The organism is Pseudomonas trivialis (genome assembly GCF_001439805.1).
Lineage (GTDB): Bacteria > Pseudomonadota > Gammaproteobacteria > Pseudomonadales > Pseudomonadaceae > Aquipseudomonas > Aquipseudomonas trivialis.
The window spans coordinates 64,389-87,898 of record NZ_JYLK01000006.1; the positions used below are offsets into that span (position 1 = coordinate 64,389).

Here is a 23,510-nt window from a genome sequence, read left to right on the forward strand (position 1 = left end):
TCAGCCTCGCCGACTGGCGCGCTGGCTGCGGTAAGTATCGAGGACCACCGCAATCACGATCACGGCGCCGGTGATGATGCGTTTGGTGGGTTCCGTGGCACCGATCTGCGCCAGGCCTGCGGCCAGCACCGAAATAATCAACACGCCAAAGAACGTACTGATCACCGAACCGCGCCCGCCCATCAGGCTGGTGCCGCCGATCACCACCGCCGCGATCACTTGCAACTCCAGCCCGGAACCGGCGTTCGGGTCGGCCGCTTCCAGGCGCGATATCTGAAACAACGCCGCCACACCGGCGAGCAGGCCCATCAGGCTGAACACCAGGATTTTATAAGGCTTGGGATTGATACCGGCCAGCCGCACGGCTTCTTCGTTGGTGCCAATGCCGATCAGGTAGCGACCGAAGACCGTGCGGGTCAGCACCAGTTGGGCGACGATGATCACCAGCAAGGCAATGATGAACGACGGCGAAATACCGAAGGCAATCGGGTTCGACAGCCAGGCGAACGAGTCGCCAATATAGGCCGTACGCGAACCGGTCATCTGGTACGCCACGCCGCGTGCCATTTCCAGCACACCGAGCGACACAATGAAGGACGGAATGCGCCAGGCCACGGTGATCGAACCGGTGATGGTGCCGGCCAGTGCGGCGCAGCCCATGCCCAGCACAGCAGCCGGCAACACGCTCCAGCCCCAGCTCAGGATGGCCACGCTGACCGCCGACGCGGCCAATGCCAGCACCGAGCCGACCGACAGGTCGATGCCGCCGATGATCAGGATGAAGGTCATGCCCACCGCCAGCACCATCAGGTCCGGGATCTGGTTGGCCAGGGTGCTGAAGGTGTCGTAGGACAGGAAGTGATCGCTGAGTACCGAGAACAGCGCGATCATCGCCAGCAAGGCGCCTGCCAGCCCGAGGTAAGTGCCCAGGCCGTAGAAGTTGCCGCCAGTCTTGCCAGGGGAAGTTGTGGTTTTCATGGGGTATCCCTAAGCACTGCATCGTTGAGCAGCGCATCACGTTTCTGATAGCCGGCAAACGCGGCGGCGAGCAATTCGTCCTGGGTCCAGCTGTCGCGCTCGAAGGTCTCGATCAGGCGACCGGCGGACAGTACGCCGATCCGATCGCAGATCAGCATCAGCTCGCGCAGGTCACTGGACACCACCACCAGCGCTTTGCCCTGGCGGGTCAATTCGCCGAGCAAGGCATAAATGTCGAACTTGGCACCGACGTCGATACCGCGCGTGGGCTCATCGAACAGCATCACCTGGCAGTCGCGCTCCAGCCAGCGGCCGATCACAACCTTCTGCTGGTTGCCGCCGGACAGTTCCGAAACCAGTTGCGCCGGGCTGGAACTGCGGATCCGCATGGCGTCGATCTGGCGTTTGGCCAGGGCCGTTTCATCGCGGCTGTTGACCACCCCGCCGCCGGAAATCTCCGGCATGTTGCCCAAGGCGATATTCGCGCTGATCGACTGGGTCAGCAGCAGGCCCTCGCCTTTGCGGTCTTCGGTGATCAGGGCAATGCCGTGCCCCACGGCGTCGACCGGCGAGCGAATGCTCACCACTTTTGCCGGCGAACCCAGGGCGACGGTACCGCTGTCGGCCAGGTCTGCACCGAAGATAAGGCGCAGCAGTTCGGTGCGGCCGGCGCCGATCAGGCCGGAAATGCCATAGATCTCGCCGGCGCGTACCTCGAAGGACACATTGCGAACCTTGTCCGAACGTGTCAGGCCTTTGACCGTCAAGGCCGGGCCGCCGATGGTGCGCGGGCCCAGGTCAATCTGTTCGCCCAGTTCACGGCCGACCATCAAGGTGACCAGTTGCTCGCTGTTGTAATTGGCCATCGGTTCGGCACAGACCAGCTTGCCATCACGCAGTACCGCAATGCGCTGGGCGACGCGGGCCAGTTCTTCGAGCCGGTGTGAAATATAAATGATCGCCACGCCCCGGGCCTGCAGGCGGGTGATCTGTTCAAACAGCATCTCGACTTCACGGGCCGTGAGCATGGCCGTCGGCTCGTCGAGAATCAGTACGTGGCAGTCGCCGATCAGGTTGCGGGCAATCTCGACCATCTGCTGATGGCCAATGCCCAGACTGCCGACCAGCGTGTCCGGGTCGATCGCGTCCAGGCCGACCTGCGCCATGGCCTCGATTGCGGCTTTACGCAGTTGCTTGCGGTTGATCCAGCCACCGTGGCTGGGCAGGTTATGCAGGAACAGGTTCTCGGCCACGGTCAGGGTCGGCAGCAGGTTGAGCTCCTGCATGACCATCCGCACACCCAGCGCTTCGGCCTGGGTACGGCTGCCTGGTTGGTAATCCTGGCCGTTGAACTGCATGTGCCCGGTGGTGGGCGTGACCAGCCCGCCAATGATCTTGGACAAGGTGCTTTTGCCTGCGCCGTTCTCGCCGGTAAGCGCCAGCACTTCCCCGCGATTGAGCGTCAGCGTGATGTCGGACAGCACCGGTTGGGCATAGGTCTTGCCGATACCGCTGACCGAAAGGACAGCCGCCTGGGCGGAAGGTGACATAGGAAAATCTCCAGGCGCCCGCTCAGGACGAGCGGGCGCTGTTGGTGCTGCCAGGATTACTTCTTGAGGACGAGTTCGACCGGGGTTTCGATCACGCCGTCTTTGGCATCGACTGTTTCACCCTTGACCAGCTTGAGCGCGTTCTGCAGACCGAAAACGGCTTGCTGGGCGGCAGCCTGGTCGGCCGTTGCGAGGACGCGGCCATCCTGCAGCATCGGCTTGATGGCTTCGATATTGTCATAGCCCACCACCAGCACCTTGCCGGCCTTGCCTGCCGCACGAACTGCGGACACAGCACCGAGGGCCATGTTGTCGTTACCGGCGAGCAGTGCCTTGAGGTCCGGGTATTCGCTCAACATGGCCGATGCCACTTTCTGGCCCTGGTCGATTTCCCAGTTGCCCGATTGTGTGGAAACGATCTTCATGCCGGCGGCGTCCATCGCATCCTTGAAGCCTGCGGTGCGCTGCTGGGCGTTGGTGGTGGTCGGCACACCTTCGATAATGCCGACCTTGTCACCCGAGGCCAGTTGCTTGGCCAGGTAATCACCCACCAGCTTGGCGCCTTTGCGGTTGTCCGGGCCCACGAACGGGATGGTCAGGTTTTTGCTTTTCAGCACATCAGGATCAAGACGGTTGTCGATGTTGACGACCTTGATGCCCGCATCCGAAGCTTTCTTCAGCACGGTGACCAGCGCCTTGGAATCGGCGGGGGCGATAACGATGGCGTTGACCTTGGCCAGGATCATCTGGTTGACGATATCGATCTGGGCGCTGGTGTCGGTTTCGTTCTTGATACCGTTGGTGATCATGTCGAAGTCGGCGGCATGGTCTTTTTGGTAGGCCTTGGCGCCATCCTGCATGGTCACAAAAAATTCGTTGGCAAGGGACTTCATCACCAGGCCGACCTTGGGTTTGGCGGCGGCGTCAGCGGCGAAAGCAGAGGAGAGAGGCAGAGCAGCGGATGCGGCAGCAAGCACAGCGACAGCGAGAAGACGTCCAGCGAATGGCAGCTTCATGGGTTCACTCCGATCTTATGATTATTGTGAGCAACGCCTGCATCGAAATATCTCGCAAACGTTTGCGTTAATCGAACTATGAGAACCTTGTCGAGATTTGTCAACGCCGGAAAAGTGCCTTTCATTCAACCCTCCAGCACGCGACGTTACGCTTCGTATGCACTGCCCTTTAAACCTCGCCTGCGCCAGCTCGTTCTTTAAAACGACAGGCTGCGCTTGCCCGTACCTCATCACCTGGCAGCAGGTCGCGGTTATTGTCGGACAACCGAACGCAGTACCGCCCAATTGTTCGGAAAGCCGGACACGGGCTCTGCTTCACAACCTAAAAAATCATGAATAATTGTTTTAAATCAAAAAGTTAATTTATATCACCTGACAAAATCAGGCTGGTACAAATCCTGCTCCTCACCTGCACCTCGGTGCGTTCAGATACGTCCGAGGGTTCTAGATGAACCTGCAACAGCACTCATCAAAAACCAGAGAGAAAAATAATGAAATCTGCATTGAAAACTTTTGTACCGGGCGCTTTGGCCCTCCTGCTGCTGTTCCCCGTTGCCGCCCAGGCAAAGGAAGTCGAGACCAACACCAAACTCTCCAACGTAGTGATTCTCGCCACTGGCGGCACCATCGCTGGCGCCGGCGCCAGTGCGGCCAACAGTGCCACCTACCAGGCGGCTAAAGTCGGCATCGAACAACTGATCGCCGGCGTTCCTGAGCTTAGTCAAATTGCCAATGTTCGCGGCGAACAAGTGATGCAAATTGCGTCCGAGAGCATCAACAACGACAACCTGTTGCAACTGGGCCGACGCGTCGCGGAGCTGGCCGACAGCAAAGACGTCGACGGCATTGTTATCACCCATGGCACCGACACGCTGGAAGAGACCGCCTATTTCCTCAACCTGGTGGAAAAGACCGACAAGCCTATAGTGGTGGTCGGCTCAATGCGTCCAGGCACCGCCATGTCGGCTGATGGCATGCTCAATCTGTACAACGCCGTTGCCGTTGCAAGCAGCAAAGAGGCGCGCGGCAAAGGCGTGCTGGTGACGATGAACGACGAAATCCAGTCGGGTCGCGATGTCAGCAAGATGATCAACATCAAGACTGAAGCGTTCAAGAGCCCATGGGGCCCGCTGGGCATGGTGGTTGAAGGCAAATCCTACTGGTTCCGCCTGCCTGCCAAGCGCCACACCATGGATTCGGAGTTCGATATCAAGACCATCAAGAGCCTGCCGGACGTGGAAATTGCCTACGGCTACGGCAACGTGAGCGATACCGCCTACAAGGCCCTGGCGCAGGCTGGCGCCAAAGCCATCATCCACGCCGGCACCGGCAATGGCTCGGTATCGTCCAAAGTGGTTCCCGCCCTGGTGGAACTGCGCAAGCAGGGTGTGCAGATCATCCGCTCCTCCCATGTCAACGCAGGCGGCATGGTGCTGCGCAACGCCGAACAACCTGACGACAAATACGACTGGGTTGCCGCCCTGGACCTGAACCCACAGAAAGCGCGGATTCTGGCGATGGTTGCGCTGACCCGGACCCAGGACAGCAAGGAACTGCAACGGATATTCTGGGAATACTGATTCCTGACACAGCCCTGTAGGAGCGAGCTTGCTCGCTCCTACATCAACCACCTCAATTACCGTCAGACGGACCTCTCGGATTTTAAGCAGTTGCGAAATTGCCTACAGTTAAATACTGTATGTGCGTACAGCTTATCAAGGAATATTCCGTGGCAAAGTCCTCCCCCGCCGTTGCAACCGCGCCTGATGCTTATCAGCAACTGGCTATTCGCGTGCAAAAAATCATCAACTCTACCCATGCGCAAAAAGCCAAGGCAGCCCTGATCTTCCGCTTGCCGGAAGAACCTGAGGACGAGTGGGCACGTTTGCTGGAGGAGATCGCGGAAAACGACAACGTCACTCTCGCCTATCGGGACGATGGCGGCGTGCAGATTTTCTGGGTTGTGCCGAAGGAAGATTGATTCAATGAGTGTCCGTTTTATTGCTGTGTTTTGCCTGCTTTTTGCCATCACCGCCCACGCTCAGGCGCCCCGAACGTTCAGTGAAGCCAAGAAGGTCGCCTGGAAACTGTACGCCCCGCAATCCACCGAGTTCTATTGCGGCTGCAAATACACTGGCAACCGTGTCGACCTGAAAGCCTGCGGTTACATCCCGCGAAAAAATGCCAGTCGTGCAGCCCGTATCGAGTGGGAACACATTGTTCCTGCGTGGCAGATTGGCCATCAGCGTCAGTGCTGGCAAAACGGCGGGCGCAAGAATTGCACGCGCCATGACCCTGTGTTCAAGCGCGCCGAGGCGGACCTGCACAACCTGGTGCCGAGTATCGGTGAGGTCAATGGTGATCGTAATAACTTCAGTTTTGGCTGGCTGCCGGTGCAAAACGGGCAATACGGCTCATGCCTGACCCAGGTCGACTTCAAGGCGAAGAAGGTCATGCCACGACCGTCGATTCGCGGCATGATTGCGCGAACGTATTTTTACATGAGTAAGCAATACGGGCTGCGCCTGTCGAAGCAGGACCGTCAGCTGTATGAAGCCTGGAACAAGACATATCCCGTACAAACCTGGGAGCGCCAACGTAACCAGACCGTTGCCTGCGTCATGGGGCGCGGCAATGACTTTGTCGGCCCGGTGAACCTGAAAGCGTGCGGCTGAAAGTGGACGGGATCCCGCGCCAATGGTCGCTACTGCGCCGCCTTGTGCTCGATGACTTCTGACACGGTATCGGTCTTCTTGGCGCGGGCCATTTTTTCCGCGAGCAATGCTTGTTTGGCTTCGGCTTCAGCCTTGCTGGAGAAAGGCCCCAGTAGCACTTCATCCTTGCCGTCCACTTTGACGATATAAAAATTGAAACCATGCTCCAGCAGCCAGGCCGTCAGGTCGGTGATCGCCTGTAACTTGTGATCTGGCGGGCCCACGCGCAGGTCCCACTCCTGGGCGGCAATCGCACCGCTCTGCGGGAGGCTCTGGCTCGCAACAGCCCTGGCCTTGGGCGCCTCGACAGGTTTGCCTTCACCGCAACCGGCCAATGCCACCACCGCCATTACCATCGCTACTTTACGCACTGCCCTGCTCCTTAAAGGAAAAGAAGCAACTTTATCATCCACTGTCTATTCTGGCCTTCATAAACCTTGGCTTAAACAATGCGAATGATGTATCGCAGACCTGTATGATGCCGCCATGGGAATTAATGTCGCCTCTATGCGTCCTAAAAGAGGCAGTCACAGGGACGCGCTTCGCAGTAAGCTACACACATCCGACACCTGCCCTGTCTGAAACATGTGTCCTTAAAAGTAATCAAGGAGAAGTCCATGCTGATACTCACCCGCAAAGTTGGTGAAAGCATAAACATCGGTGATGACATTACGATCACCATTCTGGGCGTCAGCGGCCAGCAAGTAAGAATCGGCATCAATGCTCCAAAAGACGTTGCCGTGCATCGTGAAGAGATCTACCAGCGCATCCAGGCCGGCCTTACCGCTCCGGATAAAAACCAGACACCTTGACGTGCCCTCAGTAGCCAGCCTTTTCGTTCACTGTCACGGCTGGCGAAGACCCTGTTGATTCAACCGCGCCTTTTTCATGCCCCGGCATCTCCCCGTCGCCGAAGATGAAACTGTTCCGCTACCCGGAACTTGTTGCGCAATCCCCGGCCCAATTTCCTGACCCCACTCCACTACCGCCCAAGCAAACTCGGGAGCCTGTCGATGAGGTACTCCTCAACGAAACGCTTTGCCCTCCACTCCTGGATGATTGTCCTGCTGATCGGGCTGGTCTTCGTGGGTGTAGAGTTTGGCTTGAGGTTCGAAGTGGCTGGCGCCGAGGCCCCTTCGTGGCTGGATCTGGCGCTGCTGCTTGGAGCCTATCTGTTCGTGTTTTGCCTCAAGCCGCTTCAGAGGACGGTGCAACGAAAGTTGTGCCAGCACGCCATTGATCGCGCGCGGCAAAAATCCGCACGTTGACGGCTATCTGATCGCCGGTATTTACAGGCATGCAGTAGCGCCTATGCTTGGCTTGCACGGTCAGTAAAGGGTGCTGAAAAGATGGAAACGCTCAACAAATCCCAAATCGAAGCCGCACTGGCAGCTCGCCTGCCCAGCTACGTCGTCACCTGCACGCTGCATGCCGATGGCACACTTTCAGCCATGCTCAGCGGTCCGGAGACCGACCACTTCGCAATTACGGGCATCGTCCGTTCCCACTACAATGGCGCAGAAGCCATTGCCCGCCTTGCCAATGAAATACTCAGAGAAATGGTGCTTTCGCGTCAGGGCATGAAAAACAGCCGGCTGCACGCGCCACTCGATCATTCCCACAAGGTGAAAGGCCGAGACCGGTAACGGGCTCGGCCTTTTCGTATCAGCTCGCCAGACGCTGCAGGTACAGCAAACCATCACTGTCACGTTGCACGTGAATATGCTCGTAGCCATCGATGCAAGCGTGCGCCGTCACCATCGGCGTGAGGTGCGTCGACGTCACGACCATGACATCTGCCCCCGCCGCCTCCCCGGCTCGAATCCCCACCGTTGCGTCTTCGAAAATCAGGCAATCCTGAACCGGTACACCCAGGCGCAGGGCTCCCAATACATAGCAGGCGGGGTCAGGTTTGCCCCTGGCGACATCCTCGGCCGTCACCAGCACCGCCGGCGGCTTAATGCCAGCAGCCTGCAGGCGCCGCAAAGCCAATGCCTTGGGTGCGGACGTTACCAGTGCCCATTGATCACCCGGCAGGCCATTGAGGAACTCAACCGCGCCAGGTATCGCCACCACGCCGTCGACATCATCGAGTTCAGCCTCGGTTATCCATTGCGCCTCCTTCTCGGGATCCACACCGGGCAGCGCCTGGCGGGTAATCGTATCGATTGCGCGCGCGCCATGGATCGTCTTCAGGAACGCCGCCACATCCAGACCGTGGCGCTCGGCCCAGGTGCTCCACACCCGCTCCGCAGCGGCAATGGAATTGAGCAAGGTCCCGTCCATATCGAACAGAAAGGCGCGGTACGGTCGTGCAGGTAAAGCTGAACCTTGGATGGACACTGCGTGGCTTCCTCTTGAGCTGTAGGCGTAATCGGCCCGATGCAATCTACGGCGCGGCCTGACGCTTGTAAACGTCATCTGCACCACGGGCCTTTCATTACGAACTTGTCATTGTCCTGTTGGCCATCTGTTCGGATCGCCTGGTTACTGTGAACTCACTGCCAGGCCCGGCAGCCGACTTCTGAGAGGAACCAACATGAAACGATTTGCCGCATGTTTTGCCGCCTTGCTCGTCAGCGCTTCGGCGCTCGCTGCCGAGCCCGCCTCGGATCCAAACGTTATCCACGATAAAACAGGCCTCTTCGTGCATTTGGATATCGCCAGGCAACTGTCGAGCACCGATACTTACGGTCAATGCGGAATCGTCCCGGCGCAATTGCGCTACCTCGACCACCAGAATCGCGAACACGTGCTGGACTACAACGTGCAAGCCATCGGTTGCCCCAGTGAGAATTGATCACGCTAAACTGGCGCCACCCACGCAAACAGGGCACCTCTCATGAATATCCTTGTCGTCGAAGACGAACCCAAGGCAGGTAATTACCTGCTCAACGGCTTGCAGGAACTGGGTTATTGCGTGAGCCTCGCGCGCGACGGTGTGGACGGTTTGCACCAGGCGTTGGAAACGCCGTTCGACGTGATCGTGCTGGATGTGATGATGCCGAAAATGGACGGCTGGGAGGTGCTGCGGCGCCTGCGCAAGGAAGCGGACACGCCCGTGCTGTTCCTTACCGCCCGCGACGACATCGCAGATCGCATCAAGGGCCTGGAGCTGGGCGCCGATGATTACCTGATCAAGCCTTTCTCGTTCGCCGAGCTGGTCGCACGTCTGCGTACACTGACGCGGCGAGGCCCGATCCGCGAAGATGAACAGTTACAAATTGCCGACCTGCAAATCGACGTGCTCAAGCGACGTGTCACCCGCGCCACCACGCGAATCACCTTGACCAATAAGGAATTTGCCCTGCTGCACCTGTTTGCCACCCATCCTGGCCAGGTGCTGTCCCGCTCACTGATCGCCTCGCGGGTGTGGGACATGAATTTCGACAGCGACACCAATGTGGTCGACGTGGCCGTGCGGCGCCTGCGCCTGAAAATCGACGACCCGTTCCAGCTCAAACTGATTCACAGCGTGCGCGGCATTGGCTACCGCTTCGATACCCAGCCATGAGTTCGCGCCCCTACTCCCTGACGCTACGCCTGGCATTGATCTTTGCCCTGCTCGCCTTCGCGCTGCTGACCACCCTTGGCGTGGCCCTCTACCGCGAACTGGAGCACGAACTGGTGCGCCGCGACGATGCCGCGCTGATATCACGCGTTGATCAACTGCGCAATCTGCTCAACGACGGCAACACCCTGGACCTGATCCGCACCAAACCGGAGTTATTCCAGAATATGCTGGGCAATCGCGAATCGGTGCTGAGCATTGCCGCGCCAGGGCAAAAACCGCTGTTGCTGGTAAACCCGGCGAACATCGAGCTGCCAACCGTCAAGCCGGTGCCCAAAGACCATATCCTCGCGTTAAGCGACGTGCAGCACCTGCCTGGACTCAACGGCGTGCCTTTTGCAACCGTTGCCGCGTCCATCGATTCCGGGGACCTGGGCAGCCTGCAAGTGACCAGCGGACGCCTGATGACCGAACGCACCGCCGTGCTCGCCAGCTACCGGTTGAGCGTGTACATCCTGGCCAGTATCGCGGCGCTCATCCTCGCCGTGGTGGGCTACCTGCTCGTGTATCGTGGGCTGCTGCCCTTGCGGCATCTAGCCCGGCACGCTCAGGGGATCGGCGTCAGCAACCTGGCCGAACGCCTCGATGTTCGCGGCGCGCCCAAGGAACTGCTGCCGATGATCGAGTCGTTCAATACCATGCTGGAGCGCCTGGCCAAGGGTTTCGTGCAACTGGGCCAGGTGTCAACCGACATGGCCCATGAGCTGCGCACACCGATCAACAACCTGCTGGGCGAAACCCAGGTCGCCCTGCAACAGGACCGTAGCATCGAAGGCTACCAGCAACTGCTTGCGTCAAACGTGGAAGAGCTCGAGCGCCTGGCGCGAATGCTCGACAACATGCTGTTCCTGGCCCGCACCGACCCCACCGGCGCGCTGCACCAGCGGCAGGCACTGAGCGCAGCCGATGAAGTGCAGCGCATCGCCGATTACTTCGAGGGCTTGGCCGGCGATGTGGGCATGCGCATTCTGGCCGAGGGCGAAGGCGTGATCTGGGCAGAACCGATGCTGCTGCGGCGTGCGCTGGCCAACCTGTGCGCCAATGCCATCAAATATGGCGCGCCCGGCTCCGACCTGCTGATCCAGGCGGTGCCGGACGCCGAGGGCGTTCATCTGAACGTCAGCAACCAGGGCGAGACTATTCCAGCCGAGCACTTGCCACGCTTGTTCGAACGGTTTTACCGAGCGGACGAATCTCGAGAACGTTCGGCCCAGTCCAACGGGCTCGGGCTGTCGATTGTGGCGACCATCATGCGGTTGCATAACGGCCGATACAGCGTAAGCAGCGAAGCCGGAGTGACGTCTTTCGAGTTGGTGTTCCCTCGGCGGGAAGCCTGAGCGCCACACCGAAACCTCGGTGGTATTTTGCAAAACACTTGCGGTCACCGACCGATCAAACACCCACTATTCTGATCTCCCAAACGCTATCTCACATTGTTAAAACACAGGTGTCCGGCTTTGGAGAAGAAACAGTATCAATTCGCAGCAGTAAACACGTTGAACATCCCGGCTCAAGGCGGAGACGGCGGAGGTCATGACGGAGGCTCGGGCATGGAAAAGCGCTTGGGCCTGCTGGAAAAAGGGCTGACTGAGATGAAAGAGAAATTATTCGCTGTTTCGAGCAGGACTGACGCCATGGAGCAACACTCCACCGGCATCGAAAAGCACTTCGCGACCAAGGCGGACCTGGCAACCACAGAGCTGAATCTCATCAAATGGTACGTCGCGACGGCGTTCGCGATGACGTCACTGGCATGCGCCATCACCTTCGGCCTAGGCCGGCTTTTGATCAACTGACGCAATCGGGGGCCACTCAGCTGATTTCAAGCGCATGGCGCCGCACGAAGCGGCGCCGCATTTCAGCGCAGGCGCTTCTGGAAAAAGTGGCGCTGGTGACCGGGCGGGTAATCAATGATGTGGCCCACCTCAGTGAACCCCAACTTGCGATAAAACCCGGGCGCCTGAAAGCTGAACGTGTCCAGCCAGATCCCGGTACAGCCTTTCTGCCGGGCCAGGTCTTCGGCAGTACGCATCAAACGCGTGCCGGTGCCCTGGGTGCGCATCTGATCGGGGATGCTCAGCAGCTCGATGAACAGCCACCCGTAGGAAATTTTTCCGTAGAGTCCGCCCACCACCTCATCAGTAGCGGGATCGCGTAGCAGGATGCCCACGGTTTCAAATGGCATGCTGCCAGTATGGCTAAGATTATAAGCCCTCAGCGGCTTGAGAATCGCCTCACGCTCCTGCTCCGTTACGTCGAACGACACCTCCATCGCCAGCTCCATTGCTCTCTCCTGCATTCAGTGCAAACACCATTAGTATGACCTTGATTTCAAGGCCTATACTCAGCGCAGTAACGACGCGTTCCCACGCCGGGCTCACGGTGATTCAGCCAAAAAGGTAGCGATCATGTATGCCGGACAAATGAGCAGCATGGCAACAACAAATGGCGAAATACGTTGCCAATTGGTTGCGCAAATTATCTGCCTGTTAGCGGTGGCTTCGCTTTTCTGCTGATTGGGATTGCCACCTCTACACAGCAATCCAGGCGGCCTGGCGACGCATAGCCCGGTTCATGGGCCATACGCGAGCTTGCGCCTTCAGTTCGGTCCCTTGTCGACGCGGTAAAAGCATCAACCCCCCCTCCTCCGCCATCAGGCGCGACACCAAGACTGTCACTTTAATGCAGGACCATCTTGGGGCGGGACAGGAGTCGCGCTGAAGTAAGTCGCCCACGGGTCGACTTAATCGGACAACTCATAACCGGGTACCTTTCATGCTGATCAATCTTAATATTCCAGCCTCAGCCCCCACCCCTCAGGCGCCCAAAGACACGGCTGATGCCGCGAAAGCTGACAGCCCAGGCAGCCTGACAGTCAGCCTTGACCATGACGCAAAAAGCTCGGATGGCGTGGGCGGTAGCGAGGCACCACCGGCCAAGCAGGAGTCGGAGACGGTCAAGGAACTGAAAAAGCAAATCGAGCAGTTGCAAAAACAGCTCCTACAACAACAGCAGGCGCTGCAAAAGGCGCAGTCCAGTACCGAAAACGCAGACGCAAAGGCAGTGACGATCGCAGCGGCGCAAGTGCAGGTGGCAAGTACATCAGCGGCTTTGCAGACGGTGAGCGCAGCCTTGTTGCAGGCCGTGACCAGTGAGGGCAAGAGCAGTTCGGGCTCGTTGGTCAGCACCACCGCATGACTGGCCGGCAGCCAGGCCCTGTTCGAACAGAGCCTTGGTGTGAGGCTGATTGTTTATTTCCCTTCATCGAGTCGTGGTTCGGATAACTGAATAACAGAAAGCAAAAAGGGGTCACCGTTTCCGGTGACCCCTCTAGACCGCCCAGCAGAGCGGATTTTGTTTGGTAGGCGCGATTGGACTCGAACCAACGACCCCCACCATGTCAAGGTGGTGCTCTAACCAACTGAGCTACGTGCCTGCTGTGAGGCGGCATTCTACGGAATTCCGAAGGTGTGTCAACCTCTTTTTCGCAGCTAACCCCATGAATATGCGAATTTTTTATTTTCGTAACGCACGTCCGTGTTTTCCCGGTGGCTGGCGGGCAATTTTCAACTCAGGTAGGATCGCGGCACTCGTAAAAAATATAAAACAGAGGTTTCAGGATGGCGAACACCCCCTATCCCCAGTCATATTACGCCGCATCCGCCAGTGCGGTCCCACCTCGTCCGAAGCTGCAAGGTGAGGTCGAAACCGATGTCTGTGTGATCGGCGCCGGCTATACCGGTCTTTCCAGCGCGCTGTTTCTGCTGGAGAACGGTTTTCGCGTCACGGTGCTGGAGGCCGCCAGGGTGGGATTCGGTGCATCGGGCCGCAATGGTGGGCAGATCGTCAACAGCTACAGCCGCGATATCGACGTGATCGAGCGCAGCGTCGGGCCTAAACAGGCGCAGTTGCTGGGTGAGATGGCATTCGAGGGCGGCAGGATCATTCGTGAGCGCGTGGCCAGGTATCAGATCCCGTGCGACCTGAAGAACGGCGGCGTGTTCGCTGCACTCAACAGCAAGCACATGGGCCACCTCGAGTCGCAGAAACACCTGTGGGAGCGCTATGGTCACACGCAGCTGGAACTGTTGGACGAGCGCCGCATCCGCGAAGTGGTGGCCTGCGACAACTATATTGGTGGTCTGCTGGACATGAGCGGTGGGCATATTCATCCACTCAACCTGGCCCTCGGTGAAGCGGCCGCCGTCGAGTCGCTGGGCGGCACGATCCACGAACAATCTGCTGCCCTGCGTATCGAGCGCGGCGCCAATCCGGTGGTGCATACCGCCGAAGGCAAGGTCAGGGCCAAGTTCATTATCGTCGCGGGCAACGCCTATCTGGGCAACCTCGTGCCGGAGCTGGCCGCCAAATCCATGCCCTGCGGTACACAAGTGATTACCACTGCCCCCTTGGGCGATGAACTGGCCAAAACCCTGCTGCCACAGGACTACTGCGTCGAAGACTGCAACTACCTGCTCGACTACTACCGCCTCACCAGTGACAAGCGTCTGATCTTCGGCGGTGGCGTGGTCTATGGCGCGCGCGACCCGGCGAATATCGAAGCGATCATTCGTCCGAAGATGCTCAAGGCATTCCCGCAACTCAAGGACGTAAAGATCGACTACGCCTGGACCGGCAATTTTCTGCTGACGCTGTCACGCTTGCCTCAAGTGGGCCGCCTGGGCGACAACATCTATTACTCCCAGGGCTGCAGCGGCCACGGCGTGACTTACACGCACCTGGCAGGCAAGGTACTGGCCGAAGCCCTGCGCGGCCAGGCAGAACGTTTTGATGCGTTTGCGGACCTGCCGCACTACCCGTTTCCGGGCGGGCAACTGCTGCGTACACCCTTTGCGGCTCTGGGGGCGTGGTACTACGGGCTGCGGGACAAGCTGGGGTTCTGATGAGGGAGGGGGCCGGTTTTCCGGTTCCCTCGGCTGACCTGGCGTTACGCTGTGGGCCAAGGTCCCCCTCACAACCAAATCACAGACACAAAAAACCCCGGTCTTTCGACCAGGGTCTTTGCTATCGGATCAAATCAGCCAGTGGCTTCTTTGTGCTCCAAGGCGTTCAGCGGGCCTTGAAGCAGATATGGCGCAGCGGACGGGACTCGAACCCGCGACCCCCGGCGTGACAGGCCGGTATTCTAACCGACTGAACTACCGCTGCGTATCGCTTGACCGGTTGAGCGTGAAACCCTCAACCGTCTTTAAACATCTGACTGATCAGCCTTGGCTGTTCAATCTCAAGTCCGACAACTCGAACCCGGAAAATATGGCGCAGCGGACGGGACTCGAACCCGCGACCCCCGGCGTGACAGGCCGGTATTCTAACCGACTGAACTACCGCTGCGCGTCGGTGCAACCTTTAACGTTGCGTTTTGCCCGTAAGCAAAACTCTCAAGAAGTGGTGGGTGATGACGGGATCGAACCGCCGACCCTCTGCTTGTAAGGCAGATGCTCTCCCAGCTGAGCTAATCACCCTTTGCTTCGTTGAGGCCGCGAAATTTACGCAGGTAGCAGACCTAAGTCAATAGCCCGCTTGAAGTTTTCCCGAAAAAGACAAAATTGCTTCAAGCCCCTGCTCGCCTTACTCGCTGTAAATCATCTTCTTGCTCATGCCGCCGTCGACCACGAACTCCTGCCCGGTCACGAACCCGGCCTGACGTGACAGCAACCACGCCACCATTGCCGCCACATCCTCCACGGTACCCACCCTGCCCCCCGGATGCTGGGCATGATCAGCATCGCTCAGCGGCTCGGCACGCCGCGCCGAGGGATCCCGCGCATCGATCCAGCCGGGGCTCACCGCATTGACCCGCACCTCCGGCCCCAGGCTAATCGCCAGGGCGTGGGTCAGGGCCAGCAGGCCGCCCTTGCTCGCCGCATAGGCTTCGGTGTCCGGCTCCGATTGACGGGCGCGCGTAGACGCCAGATTGACGATGGCGCCCCCATGGGCGCGCAGGTAAGGCGCGCAGTGCTTGGCCAGCAGCATCGGCCCGCTGAGGTTCACCGCCAGCACGCGGTTCCAGTAGGCCAGGTCGAGGCTTTCCAGGGTGATATTGTGCGGATCGGCCACCGCCGCGTTGCACACCAGCGCATCCAGGCGCCCGAATTGCCCGAGCACTTCGGCGACACCCTGGGCGACCTGCTTCTCGTCAGCCACATCCATCGTGATAAACCAGGCATTGTCGCCGAGTACCCTGGACACCTTCGAGCCACGCTCGCGATCCAGGTCGGCCAACACCACCTGCCAGCCTTCGCTGATCAGCCATGCGGCGATGCCCAGGCCAATCCCGCGAGCAGCACCGGTTACCAGCGCGACACGCCCATTACTGGCCACTGCGGCCTCGGTGGACCACTCGATCACAAGGCCGCCAACCCGCGGGCCAGGTCTGCCTGCAGATCAGCCACGTCTTCCAGGCCCACCGCAATGCGGATCAGGCTGTCACGAATGCCCGCCGCTGCACGCTCCTGCGGCGCCAGGCGGCCGTGGGATGTGGTGCCCGGGTGGGTGATGGTGGTCTTGCTGTCACCCAGGTTGGCGGTGATGGAGATCAGACGCGTTGCATCGATAAAGCGCCAGGCGCCGTCTTTGCCGCCCCTCACTTCAAAACTCACCACCGCCCCGAAACCGCGCTGCTGGCGCTGGGCCAATGCGTGTTGCGGGTGACTCTTGAGGCCGGCGTAGTGAACCTTCTCGATCCCGTCCTGCTGCTCCAGCCATTCGGCCAGGGCCTGGGCATTGGCACAATGGGCCTTCATGCGCAGGCTGAGGGTTTCCAGGCCCTTGAGGAAGATCCACGCATTGAACGGGCTGAGGGTCGGCCCGGCAGTGCGCAGGAAGCCGACGACTTCCTTCATCTGCTCGCCACGACCGGCCACCACCCCGCCCATGCAACGGCCCTGGCCGTCGATGAATTTGGTCGCCGAGTGCACGACGATATCGGCACCCAGCTTCAGCGGCTGTTGCAGCGCCGGCGTGCAGAAGCAGTTGTCGACCACCAGCATCGTCCCCCTGGCGTGAGCGACTTCGGCCAACGCGGCGATATCCACCAGTTCGGCGAGGGGGTTGGACGGCGACTCGACAAACAGCAACCGGGTATTGGCCTTGATCGCCCCATCCCAGCCGGCCACGTCCGCCAGCGGCACGTAGTCCACTTCGATGCCGAAGCGCTTGAAATACTTCTCGAACAGGCTAATGGTCGAGCCGAATACACTGCGCGACACCAGCACATGGTCGCCAGCGCTGCACAGGCTCATTACCACCGCCATGATCGCCGCCATGCCAGTGGCAGTGGCCACGGCCTGCTCGGCGCCTTCCAAGGCGGCAATACGCTCTTCGAATGCGCGCACGGTCGGGTTGGTGTAGCGCGAGTAGACGTTACCCGGCACTTCGCCGGCAAAGCGCGCGGCAGCGTCGGCAGCCGTGCGGAACACGTAGCTGGAGGTGAAGAACATCGGATCACCGTGCTCACCTTCCGGGGTACGGTGCTGGCCGGCGCGCACAGCCAGGGTATCGAAAGCTACGCCGTCGAGGTCGCTGTCCAGCCGACCGGCATCCCATTCCTCACTCATGCTGCGACTCCTTACTCTCGAAATTCTTTATTTAAGATACAAAACCGGCCCCTCAGGGCCGGTGTTTACTCAGTTGTTATACAGATCGATGATCGCGCTGACCGCCTGGGTCTTGACCTTCGACGAGTCGTTACGCGCCTGCTCGATCTTGTTCAAGTAGGCATCGTCGACGTCGCCGGTCACGTACTTGCCGTCGAACACGGCACAGTCGAACTGATCGATCTTGATCTTGCCACCGCCGACGGCTTCGATCAGGTCCGGCAGGTCCTGGTAGATCAGCCAATCGGCGCCGATCAGGTCGGCCACGTCCTGGGTCGAGCGGTTGTGTGCGATCAGCTCATGGGCACTCGGCATGTCGATACCATACACGTTCGGGTAGCGCACGGCAGGCGCAGCGGAGCAGAAATACACGTTCTTCGCACCGGCTTCGCGGGCCATCTGGATGATCTGCTTGCACGTGGTGCCGCGCACGATGGAATCGTCCACCAGCATTACGTTCTTGCCGCGAAATTCCAGCTCGATGGCGTTGAGCTTCTGGCGCACCGATTTCTTGCGTGCAGCCTGGCCGGGCATGATGAACGTACGGCCGATGTAACGGTTCTTCACGAAACCTTCGCGAAACTTGACGCCCAGGTGGTTGGCCAGCTCAAGGGCGGCGGTACGGCTGGTGTCCGGAATCGGGATCACCACGTCGATATCGTGCTCGGGACGCTCGCGCAGGATCTTGTCGGCCAGCTTCTCGCCCATGCGCAGGCGCGCCTTGTAGACCGAGACGCCGTCGATGATCGAGTCCGGACGCGCCAGGTAGACGTGTTCGAAGATGCAGGGGGTCAGCTTCGGCGCCACTGCGCACTGGCGGGTGTGCAGCTTGCCATCTTCGGTGATGTACACCGCTTCGCCCGGCGCGAGGTCGCGGATCAGGGTGAAGCCCAGCACGTCCAGCGACACGCTTTCGGATGCGATCATGTACTCGACGCCTTCGTCGGTGTGACGCTGACCGAACACGATCGGACGGATGCCGTGCGGGTCGCGGAAACCGACGATGCCGTACCCGGTGATCATCGCCACCACGGCGTAACCGCCGACGCAACGGTTGTGCACGTCGATCACGGCGGCAAACACGTCTTCTTCGGTGGGCTGCAGCTTGCCGCGCTGGGCCAGCTCATGGGCGAACACGTTGAGCAGCACTTCCGAATCGGAGCTGGTATTGACGTGGCGCAGATCGGATTCGTAAATCTCCTTGGCCAACTGTTCAACGTTGGTCAGGTTGCCGTTGTGCGCCAGGGTGATGCCGTAAGGCGAGTTGACGTAGAACGGCTGAGCTTCGGCCGACGTCGAGCTGCCGGCAGTCGGGTAACGCACATGGCCAATGCCCATGTGCCCGACGAGGCGCTGCATGTGACGCTGATGGAAAACGTCACGCACCAGGCCATTGTCCTTGCGCAGGAATAACCGGCCGTCGTGGCTGGTCACAATACCGGCAGCGTCCTGGCCGCGGTGCTGGAGGACGGTTAGCGCGTCATACAGCGCCTGATTCACGTTCGACTTACCGACGATACCGACGATGCCACACATGCGACGCAACCCCTACTTAATGAATCTTGACTGAACCCTGCTTACTGAGGCGTTTTGGCCGGTAAGAGGTGTTCCTTGAACGGAAGATCAGCGGGTACGCTGATTCCGCTGGCCAGCCACTGACTGCTCCACCCCAATATGAGGTTCTTGGACCAGTCTGCAACCAAAAGAAATTTTGGCACGAGCACCGACTCCTGCCACCACGCATCCTGCTGTACCGGCCCCAGGCTCAATAGCCCGACCGCCACCACCACCAGCAAGGCGCCACGCGCCGCGCCAAAGGCCATGCCGAGAAATCGATCGGTCCCGGACAGGCCGGTGACGCGTATCAATTCGCCAATAAGGTAATTGACCATTGCCCCCACCAGCAGCGTGGCGATGAACATGATGGCGCAGCCCGCGATGACGCGGGCCGAAGGTGTCTCGATATAGCCGGCCAGGTAAACCGACAGTGAACCCCCGAACATCCAGGCTACGACGCCTGCGATGATCCAGGTCAGCAACGACAGTGCTTCTTTTACGAAGCCGCGGCTCAGACTGATCAACGCGGAGATGGCGACGATGGCAACGATCGCCCAATCAACCCAGGTAAATGGCACGTTAGAGCCTACGGACGGATAAGGCGGCGCATTTTAGCAGAGCGTCGGGCTGTCGGTAAGCTGTGTTTGCGGGTGCTTTGCAAATCAATGATGTGCAGCGGGCAAAGCTTCTTTCAAGGCCACCGCAAAAAAACAATGTGGGAGGGGGCTTGCTCCCACAGTTGATTGCACTCCAGGCTGAAATCAGCCGCGCTCAGGCTGGAAGCGGGTCACGAACCCCTTCAGGTTCTGCTGACGATCCAGCAAGTCCCGCAGGCGATCCGCTTCGGCGCGCTCGATCAGCGGCCCGATAAACACGCGGTTCTTGCCATCGGCACTGCGGATATAGGCGTTGTAACCCTGGCTGCGCAGTTTTTTCTGCAAAGCATCGGCACCCTCGCGATTGCCAAGGCTGGCCACCTGGATCGACCAACTGATCGGCAGGCCATTGGGGTCGATACGACTCTGCCCCACATCCGGCTTGCCCGGCGCTGCCGGTTGCGGTGCGACCGGCTTGGGCGCAGGTGTCGGTGTGGCCGGTTTGGCCGCCACCGCTGGCGCCGGCTTGACCACCGGAACGCTCTGCTGCACAGGCGCTGACGGCGCAGCAGCAGGCTCCTCGACGGGCACCGGCTCGTCTTCGGGCAATGCCTGCGGCTCGGGCACCACCACCGGTTCGACCTGCACCTGAGGCACGGCGGGTGCCTGGGGCGCTGCCGGAGCTTCGACGACTACCTGTCGCTGTTCGTCCTGGCGGGAAAACAGCATCGGCAGGAAAATCACCGCCAACGCCACCAGCACCAGCGCTCCGACCATTCGCTGCTTGTATGCGCTATCCAGTAATGCCATGTGCAGCTTCCTCCGTGGGGCGCCGGGCCAACCACTCAAGCGCCTCGGCAACACAATAAAATGATCCGAACAACAGAATCTCGTCGTCGGTCGTTGCCACCGCACAGTGCGCCTCGAGGGCAGCGGTCAGGCTTGCATACGACGCCACGCGCGCACCAAGGTTCTGCAAGGCCAGCTCCAACTCCGCCGCCGGTCGACTGCGCGGCGTCTCCAGCGGCGCCACCGCCCACGCCTGGACACTGTCGAGCAACGGCGCAACCACGCCATCCAGATCCTTGTCAGCCAACAGACCGAATACGGCGAGTCGTCGCCCCTGCGGCGGCGTGCGCGCCAGGCGCTGCGCCAGGTACTGCGCCGCATGGGGGTTGTGCCCTACATCCAGCAGCAGGTTCAGACGCTTGCCCTGCCACTCGACTGCACGACGATCCAGACGGCCCACGACCCTGGTCGCCAGCAACGTCGCGGCAATCTTCGCAGCATCCCATGGCAGGTCCAGCAACAGATAGGCCTGCAGCGCAAGCGCGGCATTTTCCATCGGCAGGTTCAACAGCGGTAAATCGTGCAATTCAACCGTTTGACCGCGCGCATCGCGACCACGCCACTGCCAGTACTGCTCGCCGATATCGAGGCTGAACTCGCGACCGCGCAGAAAAAACGGGCATTCCAGCTCACTCACCTTGTCGAGCAAGGGCTGCGGCGGATCCAGGTCGCCGCACAGCGCAGGCTTTCCCGCACGGAAGATACCGGCTTTTTCATAGGCCACCGATTCGCGGGAATCACCCAGGTATTCGACATGGTCGACGCCAATGCTGGTCACCAGCGCCAGGTCGGCATCCACCACGTTCACCGTGTCCAGGCGCCCGCCCAGGCCCACCTCCAGCACAACCACATCCAGTTGCGCACGCTCGAACAGCCAGAACGCCGCCAGGGTGCCCATCTCGAAGTAGGTCAGGGAGATTTCGCCACGTCCGGCATCAAGTGCGGCGAACGCTTCACAGAGTTGCTCATCGGTCGCTTCGACCCCGTTGAACTGCACCCGCTCGTTGTAACGCAGCAGGTGCGGCGAACTGTAGACACCGACGTTCAGGCCTTGAGCCTGCAGCAGCGCCGCGACAAAGGCGCAGGTCGAGCCTTTGCCGTTGGTGCCGGTCACCGTGATCACGCGCGGTGCCGGCCGGCCCAACCCGAGGCGGGTCGCTACCTGTTGCGAGCGCTCCAGACCCATGTCGATGGCGGACGGATGCAACTGCTCAAGGTAGGCGAGCCATTCGCCCAGGGTACGTTGGGTCATAGGTTTGCAGGCACCGGCGGCACGACGATCGGTTCGATTTTGGGCGCGACGTACACCGGTGTCGGCAGTCCCATCATTTGTGCCAGCAGGTTGCCCAGGCGTGGACGCAGCTCGCCGCGCGGGATGATCAGATCGATTGCGCCGTGCTCCAGCAGGAACTCGCTGCGCTGGAAGCCTTCCGGCAGTTTTTCGCGCACGGTCTGCTCGATCACGCGCGGGCCGGCAAAGCCGATCAGCGCCTTGGGCTCGCCGACAATCACGTCGCCCAGCATGGCCAGGCTGGCGGAAACGCCGCCGTAGACCGGGTCGGTCAGCACGGAGATAAACGGGATGCCTTCTTCACGCAGACGCGCCAGCACCGCCGAGGTCTTGGCCATTTGCATCAGGGAAATCAGGGCTTCCTGCATGCGCGCGCCCCCGGAGGCGGCGAAGCAGATCATCGGGCAACGGTTTTCCAGGGCGTAATTGGCGGCGCGCACAAAACGCTCACCGACGATGGCGCCCATGGAGCCGCCCATGAAGGAAAACTCAAAGGCCGAGACCACCACGGGCATGCCCAGCAGCTTGCCACTGACGGAAATCAGCGCGTCCTTCTCGCCAGTCTGTTTCTGAGCAGCGGTGAGGCGGTCCTTGTACTTCTTGCCGTCGCGGAACTTGAGACGGTCGACCGGCTCCAGATCAGCACCCAGTTCGTTACGACCATCGGCGTCAAGGAAGATGTCGATGCGTGCGCGCGCGCCGATGCGCATGTGGTGATTGCACTTGGGGCAAACGTCCAGGGTCTTTTCCAGCTCCGGGCGGTACAGCACCGCGTCGCAGGACGGGCACTTGTGCCACAGACCTTCAGGAACCGAGCTTTTCTTCACCTCGGAACGCATGATCGAAGGGATCAGTTTGTCTACTAACCAGTTGCTCATGCTTTCTTTCTCCAGTACCGGTGGCTTGAACACAGCCCCGCGTATGCCCTTGAGCTAAATTCATGTGTGGCGATGACGCGGGCGGGACGGGGTCAGACGTTCGACCTGCCATTTCCCAACCGCATCCTCAGCCTTCCAGACAACCCGCCAGTGCAGGGTTGCCACTTCGTTCCCGGCCCTCCCCGCGGGGGCGCCGATGCTGCATTACACAGTGGTAGTTACTGACGGCGGCAGACTGCCAGCCGTCACATCGCGCGCACGGCCTGCATGAATGCGCGAATCTTGTGGTGATCCTTGATGCCCTTGCTCTGTTCTACTCCGCCGCTCACATCCACGGCGTATGGCCGAACCTGTTCGATGGCCGCCGCGACATTGGCGCAGTTCAGGCCGCCGGCAAGAATAATCGGCTTGCTCAACCCTTCCGGGATCAGCGACCAGTCGAACGCTTCGCCCGTGCCGCCCGGGACGCCTTCGACGTAGGTGTCCAGCAGGATCCCGCGAGCGCCCGCATAAGCGGCACAGGCGGCGGCAATGTCATCACCGGCCTTGACCCGCAGCGCCTTGATATACGGGCGTTGATAGCTTTCGCATTCGTCGGGGCTTTCGTCGCCATGAAACTGCAGCATATCCAGAGGCACGGCATCGAGGGTCTCGTTAAGCTCGCAGCGGCTGGCATTCACGAACAGCCCGACGGTGGTGACGAACGGTGGCAGCGCGGCAATGATTGCCCGTGCCTGCAATACGCTCACCGAACGCGGACTTTTGGCATAGAACACCAGACCAATGGCATCCGCCCCCGCCTCGACTGCCGCCAGCGCGTCTTCCATGCGGGTAATCCCGCAAATCTTGCTGCGAACGGCTGACATGTCTTGGAAACCTCAGGGATTGCACCGA

General features: G+C 60.2%; 26 protein-coding genes and 4 tRNA genes. 12 read left to right on the top strand and 18 right to left on the bottom strand.

Features of this window, described 5'->3' with window-relative positions; translation table 11 throughout:
• Genes TU79_RS11010 through TU79_RS11020 form a run of 3 tightly spaced genes read right to left on the bottom strand, consistent with a single transcriptional unit; the run spans position 1 to position 3,544 of the window.
• A complete protein-coding gene (locus TU79_RS11010; RefSeq protein WP_003234269.1) occupies positions 1-978 on the bottom strand; it encodes an ABC transporter permease in 978 nt (325 codons plus the stop codon).
• Positions 975-2,528, bottom strand: a complete 1,554-nt coding sequence (locus tag TU79_RS11015; RefSeq protein WP_057008008.1) for a sugar ABC transporter ATP-binding protein — start codon at positions 2,526-2,528, stop codon at positions 975-977. Before TU79_RS11015 ends, TU79_RS11010 begins: the two co-directional genes overlap by 4 nt.
• Before the next feature lie 56 nt (positions 2,529-2,584).
• Complete coding sequence (locus tag TU79_RS11020; RefSeq protein ID WP_057008009.1) at positions 2,585-3,544, bottom strand: sugar ABC transporter substrate-binding protein; 960 nt, start codon at positions 3,542-3,544, stop codon at positions 2,585-2,587.
• A gap of 491 nt (positions 3,545-4,035) precedes the next feature.
• Here TU79_RS11020 and TU79_RS11025 point away from each other — a divergent pair, with 491 nt between their 5' ends.
• From TU79_RS11025 to TU79_RS11035, 3 genes are all read left to right on the top strand, one after another.
• Complete coding sequence (locus TU79_RS11025; RefSeq protein ID WP_057008010.1) at positions 4,036-5,124, top strand: asparaginase; 1,089 nt, start codon at positions 4,036-4,038, stop codon at positions 5,122-5,124.
• Positions 5,125-5,273: 149 nt separating this feature from the next.
• The gene (locus tag TU79_RS11030; RefSeq protein WP_173670276.1) at positions 5,274-5,525 is read left to right on the top strand and encodes a DUF1654 domain-containing protein; all 252 of its coding nucleotides are present in this window, start codon (positions 5,274-5,276) and stop codon (positions 5,523-5,525) included.
• 4 nt (positions 5,526-5,529) lie between these two features.
• Positions 5,530-6,219: an endonuclease gene (locus tag TU79_RS11035; protein ID WP_057008012.1), complete on the top strand. Its 690-nt coding sequence runs from the start codon at positions 5,530-5,532 to the stop codon at positions 6,217-6,219.
• Positions 6,220-6,248: 29 nt separating this feature from the next.
• Here TU79_RS11035 and TU79_RS11040 read toward each other — a convergent pair whose 3' ends face one another.
• Entirely contained in the window at positions 6,249-6,629 is a 381-nt protein-coding gene (locus TU79_RS11040; RefSeq protein WP_231986851.1) for an SPOR domain-containing protein, read from the bottom strand.
• A gap of 246 nt (positions 6,630-6,875) precedes the next feature.
• Between TU79_RS11040 and csrA the strand changes: the two genes are divergently transcribed.
• The 3 genes from csrA to TU79_RS11055 all read left to right on the top strand — a co-directional run bounded on the left by csrA (position 6,876) and on the right by TU79_RS11055 (position 7,904).
• Positions 6,876-7,070 (top strand): carbon storage regulator CsrA, encoded by a 195-nt coding sequence (gene csrA / locus TU79_RS11045; protein ID WP_003192511.1) that lies wholly within the window; start codon positions 6,876-6,878, stop codon positions 7,068-7,070.
• Positions 7,071-7,271: 201 nt separating this feature from the next.
• A complete protein-coding gene (locus TU79_RS11050) occupies positions 7,272-7,526 on the top strand; it encodes a hypothetical protein (protein ID WP_057008014.1) in 255 nt (84 codons plus the stop codon).
• A gap of 81 nt (positions 7,527-7,607) precedes the next feature.
• Positions 7,608-7,904: a DUF1652 domain-containing protein gene (locus TU79_RS11055; RefSeq protein ID WP_057008015.1), complete on the top strand. Its 297-nt coding sequence runs from the start codon at positions 7,608-7,610 to the stop codon at positions 7,902-7,904.
• Between the two features lie 19 nt (positions 7,905-7,923).
• Here TU79_RS11055 and TU79_RS11060 read toward each other — a convergent pair whose 3' ends face one another.
• Complete coding sequence (locus TU79_RS11060) at positions 7,924-8,601, bottom strand: HAD-IA family hydrolase (RefSeq protein ID WP_057008016.1); 678 nt, start codon at positions 8,599-8,601, stop codon at positions 7,924-7,926.
• A gap of 196 nt (positions 8,602-8,797) precedes the next feature.
• Here TU79_RS11060 and TU79_RS11065 point away from each other — a divergent pair, with 196 nt between their 5' ends.
• From TU79_RS11065 to TU79_RS11080, 4 genes are all read left to right on the top strand, one after another.
• On the top strand, positions 8,798-9,058 hold the full coding sequence (locus tag TU79_RS11065) for a DUF2790 domain-containing protein (protein ID WP_057008017.1): 261 nt from the start codon (positions 8,798-8,800) through the stop codon (positions 9,056-9,058).
• Positions 9,059-9,100: 42 nt separating this feature from the next.
• On the top strand, positions 9,101-9,772 hold the full coding sequence (locus TU79_RS11070) for a heavy metal response regulator transcription factor (RefSeq protein WP_057008018.1): 672 nt from the start codon (positions 9,101-9,103) through the stop codon (positions 9,770-9,772).
• Positions 9,769-11,166, top strand: coding sequence for a heavy metal sensor histidine kinase (locus TU79_RS11075; protein WP_057008019.1), 1,398 nt, complete (start codon positions 9,769-9,771; stop codon positions 11,164-11,166). Before TU79_RS11070 ends, TU79_RS11075 begins: the two co-directional genes overlap by 4 nt.
• Before the next feature lie 120 nt (positions 11,167-11,286).
• Positions 11,287-11,625, top strand: coding sequence for a hypothetical protein (locus tag TU79_RS11080; RefSeq protein WP_231986853.1), 339 nt, complete (start codon positions 11,287-11,289; stop codon positions 11,623-11,625).
• A gap of 62 nt (positions 11,626-11,687) precedes the next feature.
• Here TU79_RS11080 and TU79_RS11085 read toward each other — a convergent pair whose 3' ends face one another.
• Complete coding sequence (locus TU79_RS11085; protein ID WP_057008020.1) at positions 11,688-12,113, bottom strand: GNAT family N-acetyltransferase; 426 nt, start codon at positions 12,111-12,113, stop codon at positions 11,688-11,690.
• 491 nt (positions 12,114-12,604) lie between these two features.
• On the opposite strand from TU79_RS11085, the gene TU79_RS11090 reads away from it, so the two are divergent.
• Positions 12,605-13,027, top strand: coding sequence for a hypothetical protein (locus TU79_RS11090; protein ID WP_057008021.1), 423 nt, complete (start codon positions 12,605-12,607; stop codon positions 13,025-13,027).
• Positions 13,028-13,188: 161 nt separating this feature from the next.
• On the opposite strand, the gene TU79_RS11095 is transcribed toward TU79_RS11090, so the two are convergent.
• Positions 13,189-13,265: transfer RNA gene (locus TU79_RS11095), tRNA-Val, on the bottom strand.
• Between the two features lie 184 nt (positions 13,266-13,449).
• Between TU79_RS11095 and TU79_RS11100 the strand changes: the two genes are divergently transcribed.
• Positions 13,450-14,733, top strand: coding sequence for an NAD(P)/FAD-dependent oxidoreductase (locus TU79_RS11100; RefSeq protein ID WP_057008022.1), 1,284 nt, complete (start codon positions 13,450-13,452; stop codon positions 14,731-14,733).
• A gap of 188 nt (positions 14,734-14,921) precedes the next feature.
• On the opposite strand, the gene TU79_RS11105 is transcribed toward TU79_RS11100, so the two are convergent.
• The 11 genes from TU79_RS11105 to TU79_RS11155 form a co-directional block, all read right to left on the bottom strand.
• A tRNA-Asp gene (locus TU79_RS11105) sits at positions 14,922-14,998 on the bottom strand.
• A 106-nt stretch (positions 14,999-15,104) separates the two neighbouring features.
• Positions 15,105-15,181: transfer RNA gene (locus tag TU79_RS11110), tRNA-Asp, on the bottom strand.
• Between the two features lie 55 nt (positions 15,182-15,236).
• A tRNA-Val gene (locus TU79_RS11115) sits at positions 15,237-15,312 on the bottom strand.
• A 106-nt stretch (positions 15,313-15,418) separates the two neighbouring features.
• Complete coding sequence (locus tag TU79_RS11120) at positions 15,419-16,198, bottom strand: SDR family oxidoreductase (protein ID WP_057008023.1); 780 nt, start codon at positions 16,196-16,198, stop codon at positions 15,419-15,421.
• Entirely contained in the window at positions 16,195-17,406 is a 1,212-nt protein-coding gene (locus TU79_RS11125) for an O-succinylhomoserine sulfhydrylase (RefSeq protein ID WP_057008024.1), read from the bottom strand. Before TU79_RS11125 ends, TU79_RS11120 begins: the two co-directional genes overlap by 4 nt.
• A 69-nt stretch (positions 17,407-17,475) precedes the next feature.
• Positions 17,476-18,981 carry an amidophosphoribosyltransferase gene (gene purF / locus TU79_RS11130; protein ID WP_003234313.1) on the bottom strand — a complete coding sequence of 502 codons (1,506 nt, stop codon included), beginning with the start codon at positions 18,979-18,981 and terminating at the stop codon, positions 17,476-17,478.
• 41 nt (positions 18,982-19,022) lie between these two features.
• Complete coding sequence (locus tag TU79_RS11135; protein ID WP_003234314.1) at positions 19,023-19,580, bottom strand: CvpA family protein; 558 nt, start codon at positions 19,578-19,580, stop codon at positions 19,023-19,025.
• 183 nt (positions 19,581-19,763) lie between these two features.
• The gene (locus tag TU79_RS11140) at positions 19,764-20,408 is read right to left on the bottom strand and encodes an SPOR domain-containing protein (RefSeq protein WP_057008025.1); all 645 of its coding nucleotides are present in this window, start codon (positions 20,406-20,408) and stop codon (positions 19,764-19,766) included.
• Positions 20,392-21,699 (bottom strand): bifunctional tetrahydrofolate synthase/dihydrofolate synthase, encoded by a 1,308-nt coding sequence (gene folC, locus TU79_RS11145; RefSeq protein ID WP_057008026.1) that lies wholly within the window; start codon positions 21,697-21,699, stop codon positions 20,392-20,394. The genes TU79_RS11140 and folC overlap by 17 nt, the downstream gene beginning before the upstream one ends.
• On the bottom strand, positions 21,696-22,616 hold the full coding sequence (gene accD, locus TU79_RS11150; protein ID WP_003234319.1) for an acetyl-CoA carboxylase, carboxyltransferase subunit beta: 921 nt from the start codon (positions 22,614-22,616) through the stop codon (positions 21,696-21,698). Before accD ends, folC begins: the two co-directional genes overlap by 4 nt.
• Before the next feature lie 245 nt (positions 22,617-22,861).
• Positions 22,862-23,482, bottom strand: a complete 621-nt coding sequence (locus TU79_RS11155; protein WP_057008027.1) for a phosphoribosylanthranilate isomerase — start codon at positions 23,480-23,482, stop codon at positions 22,862-22,864.
• Positions 23,483-23,510: the final 28 nt, after the last annotated feature.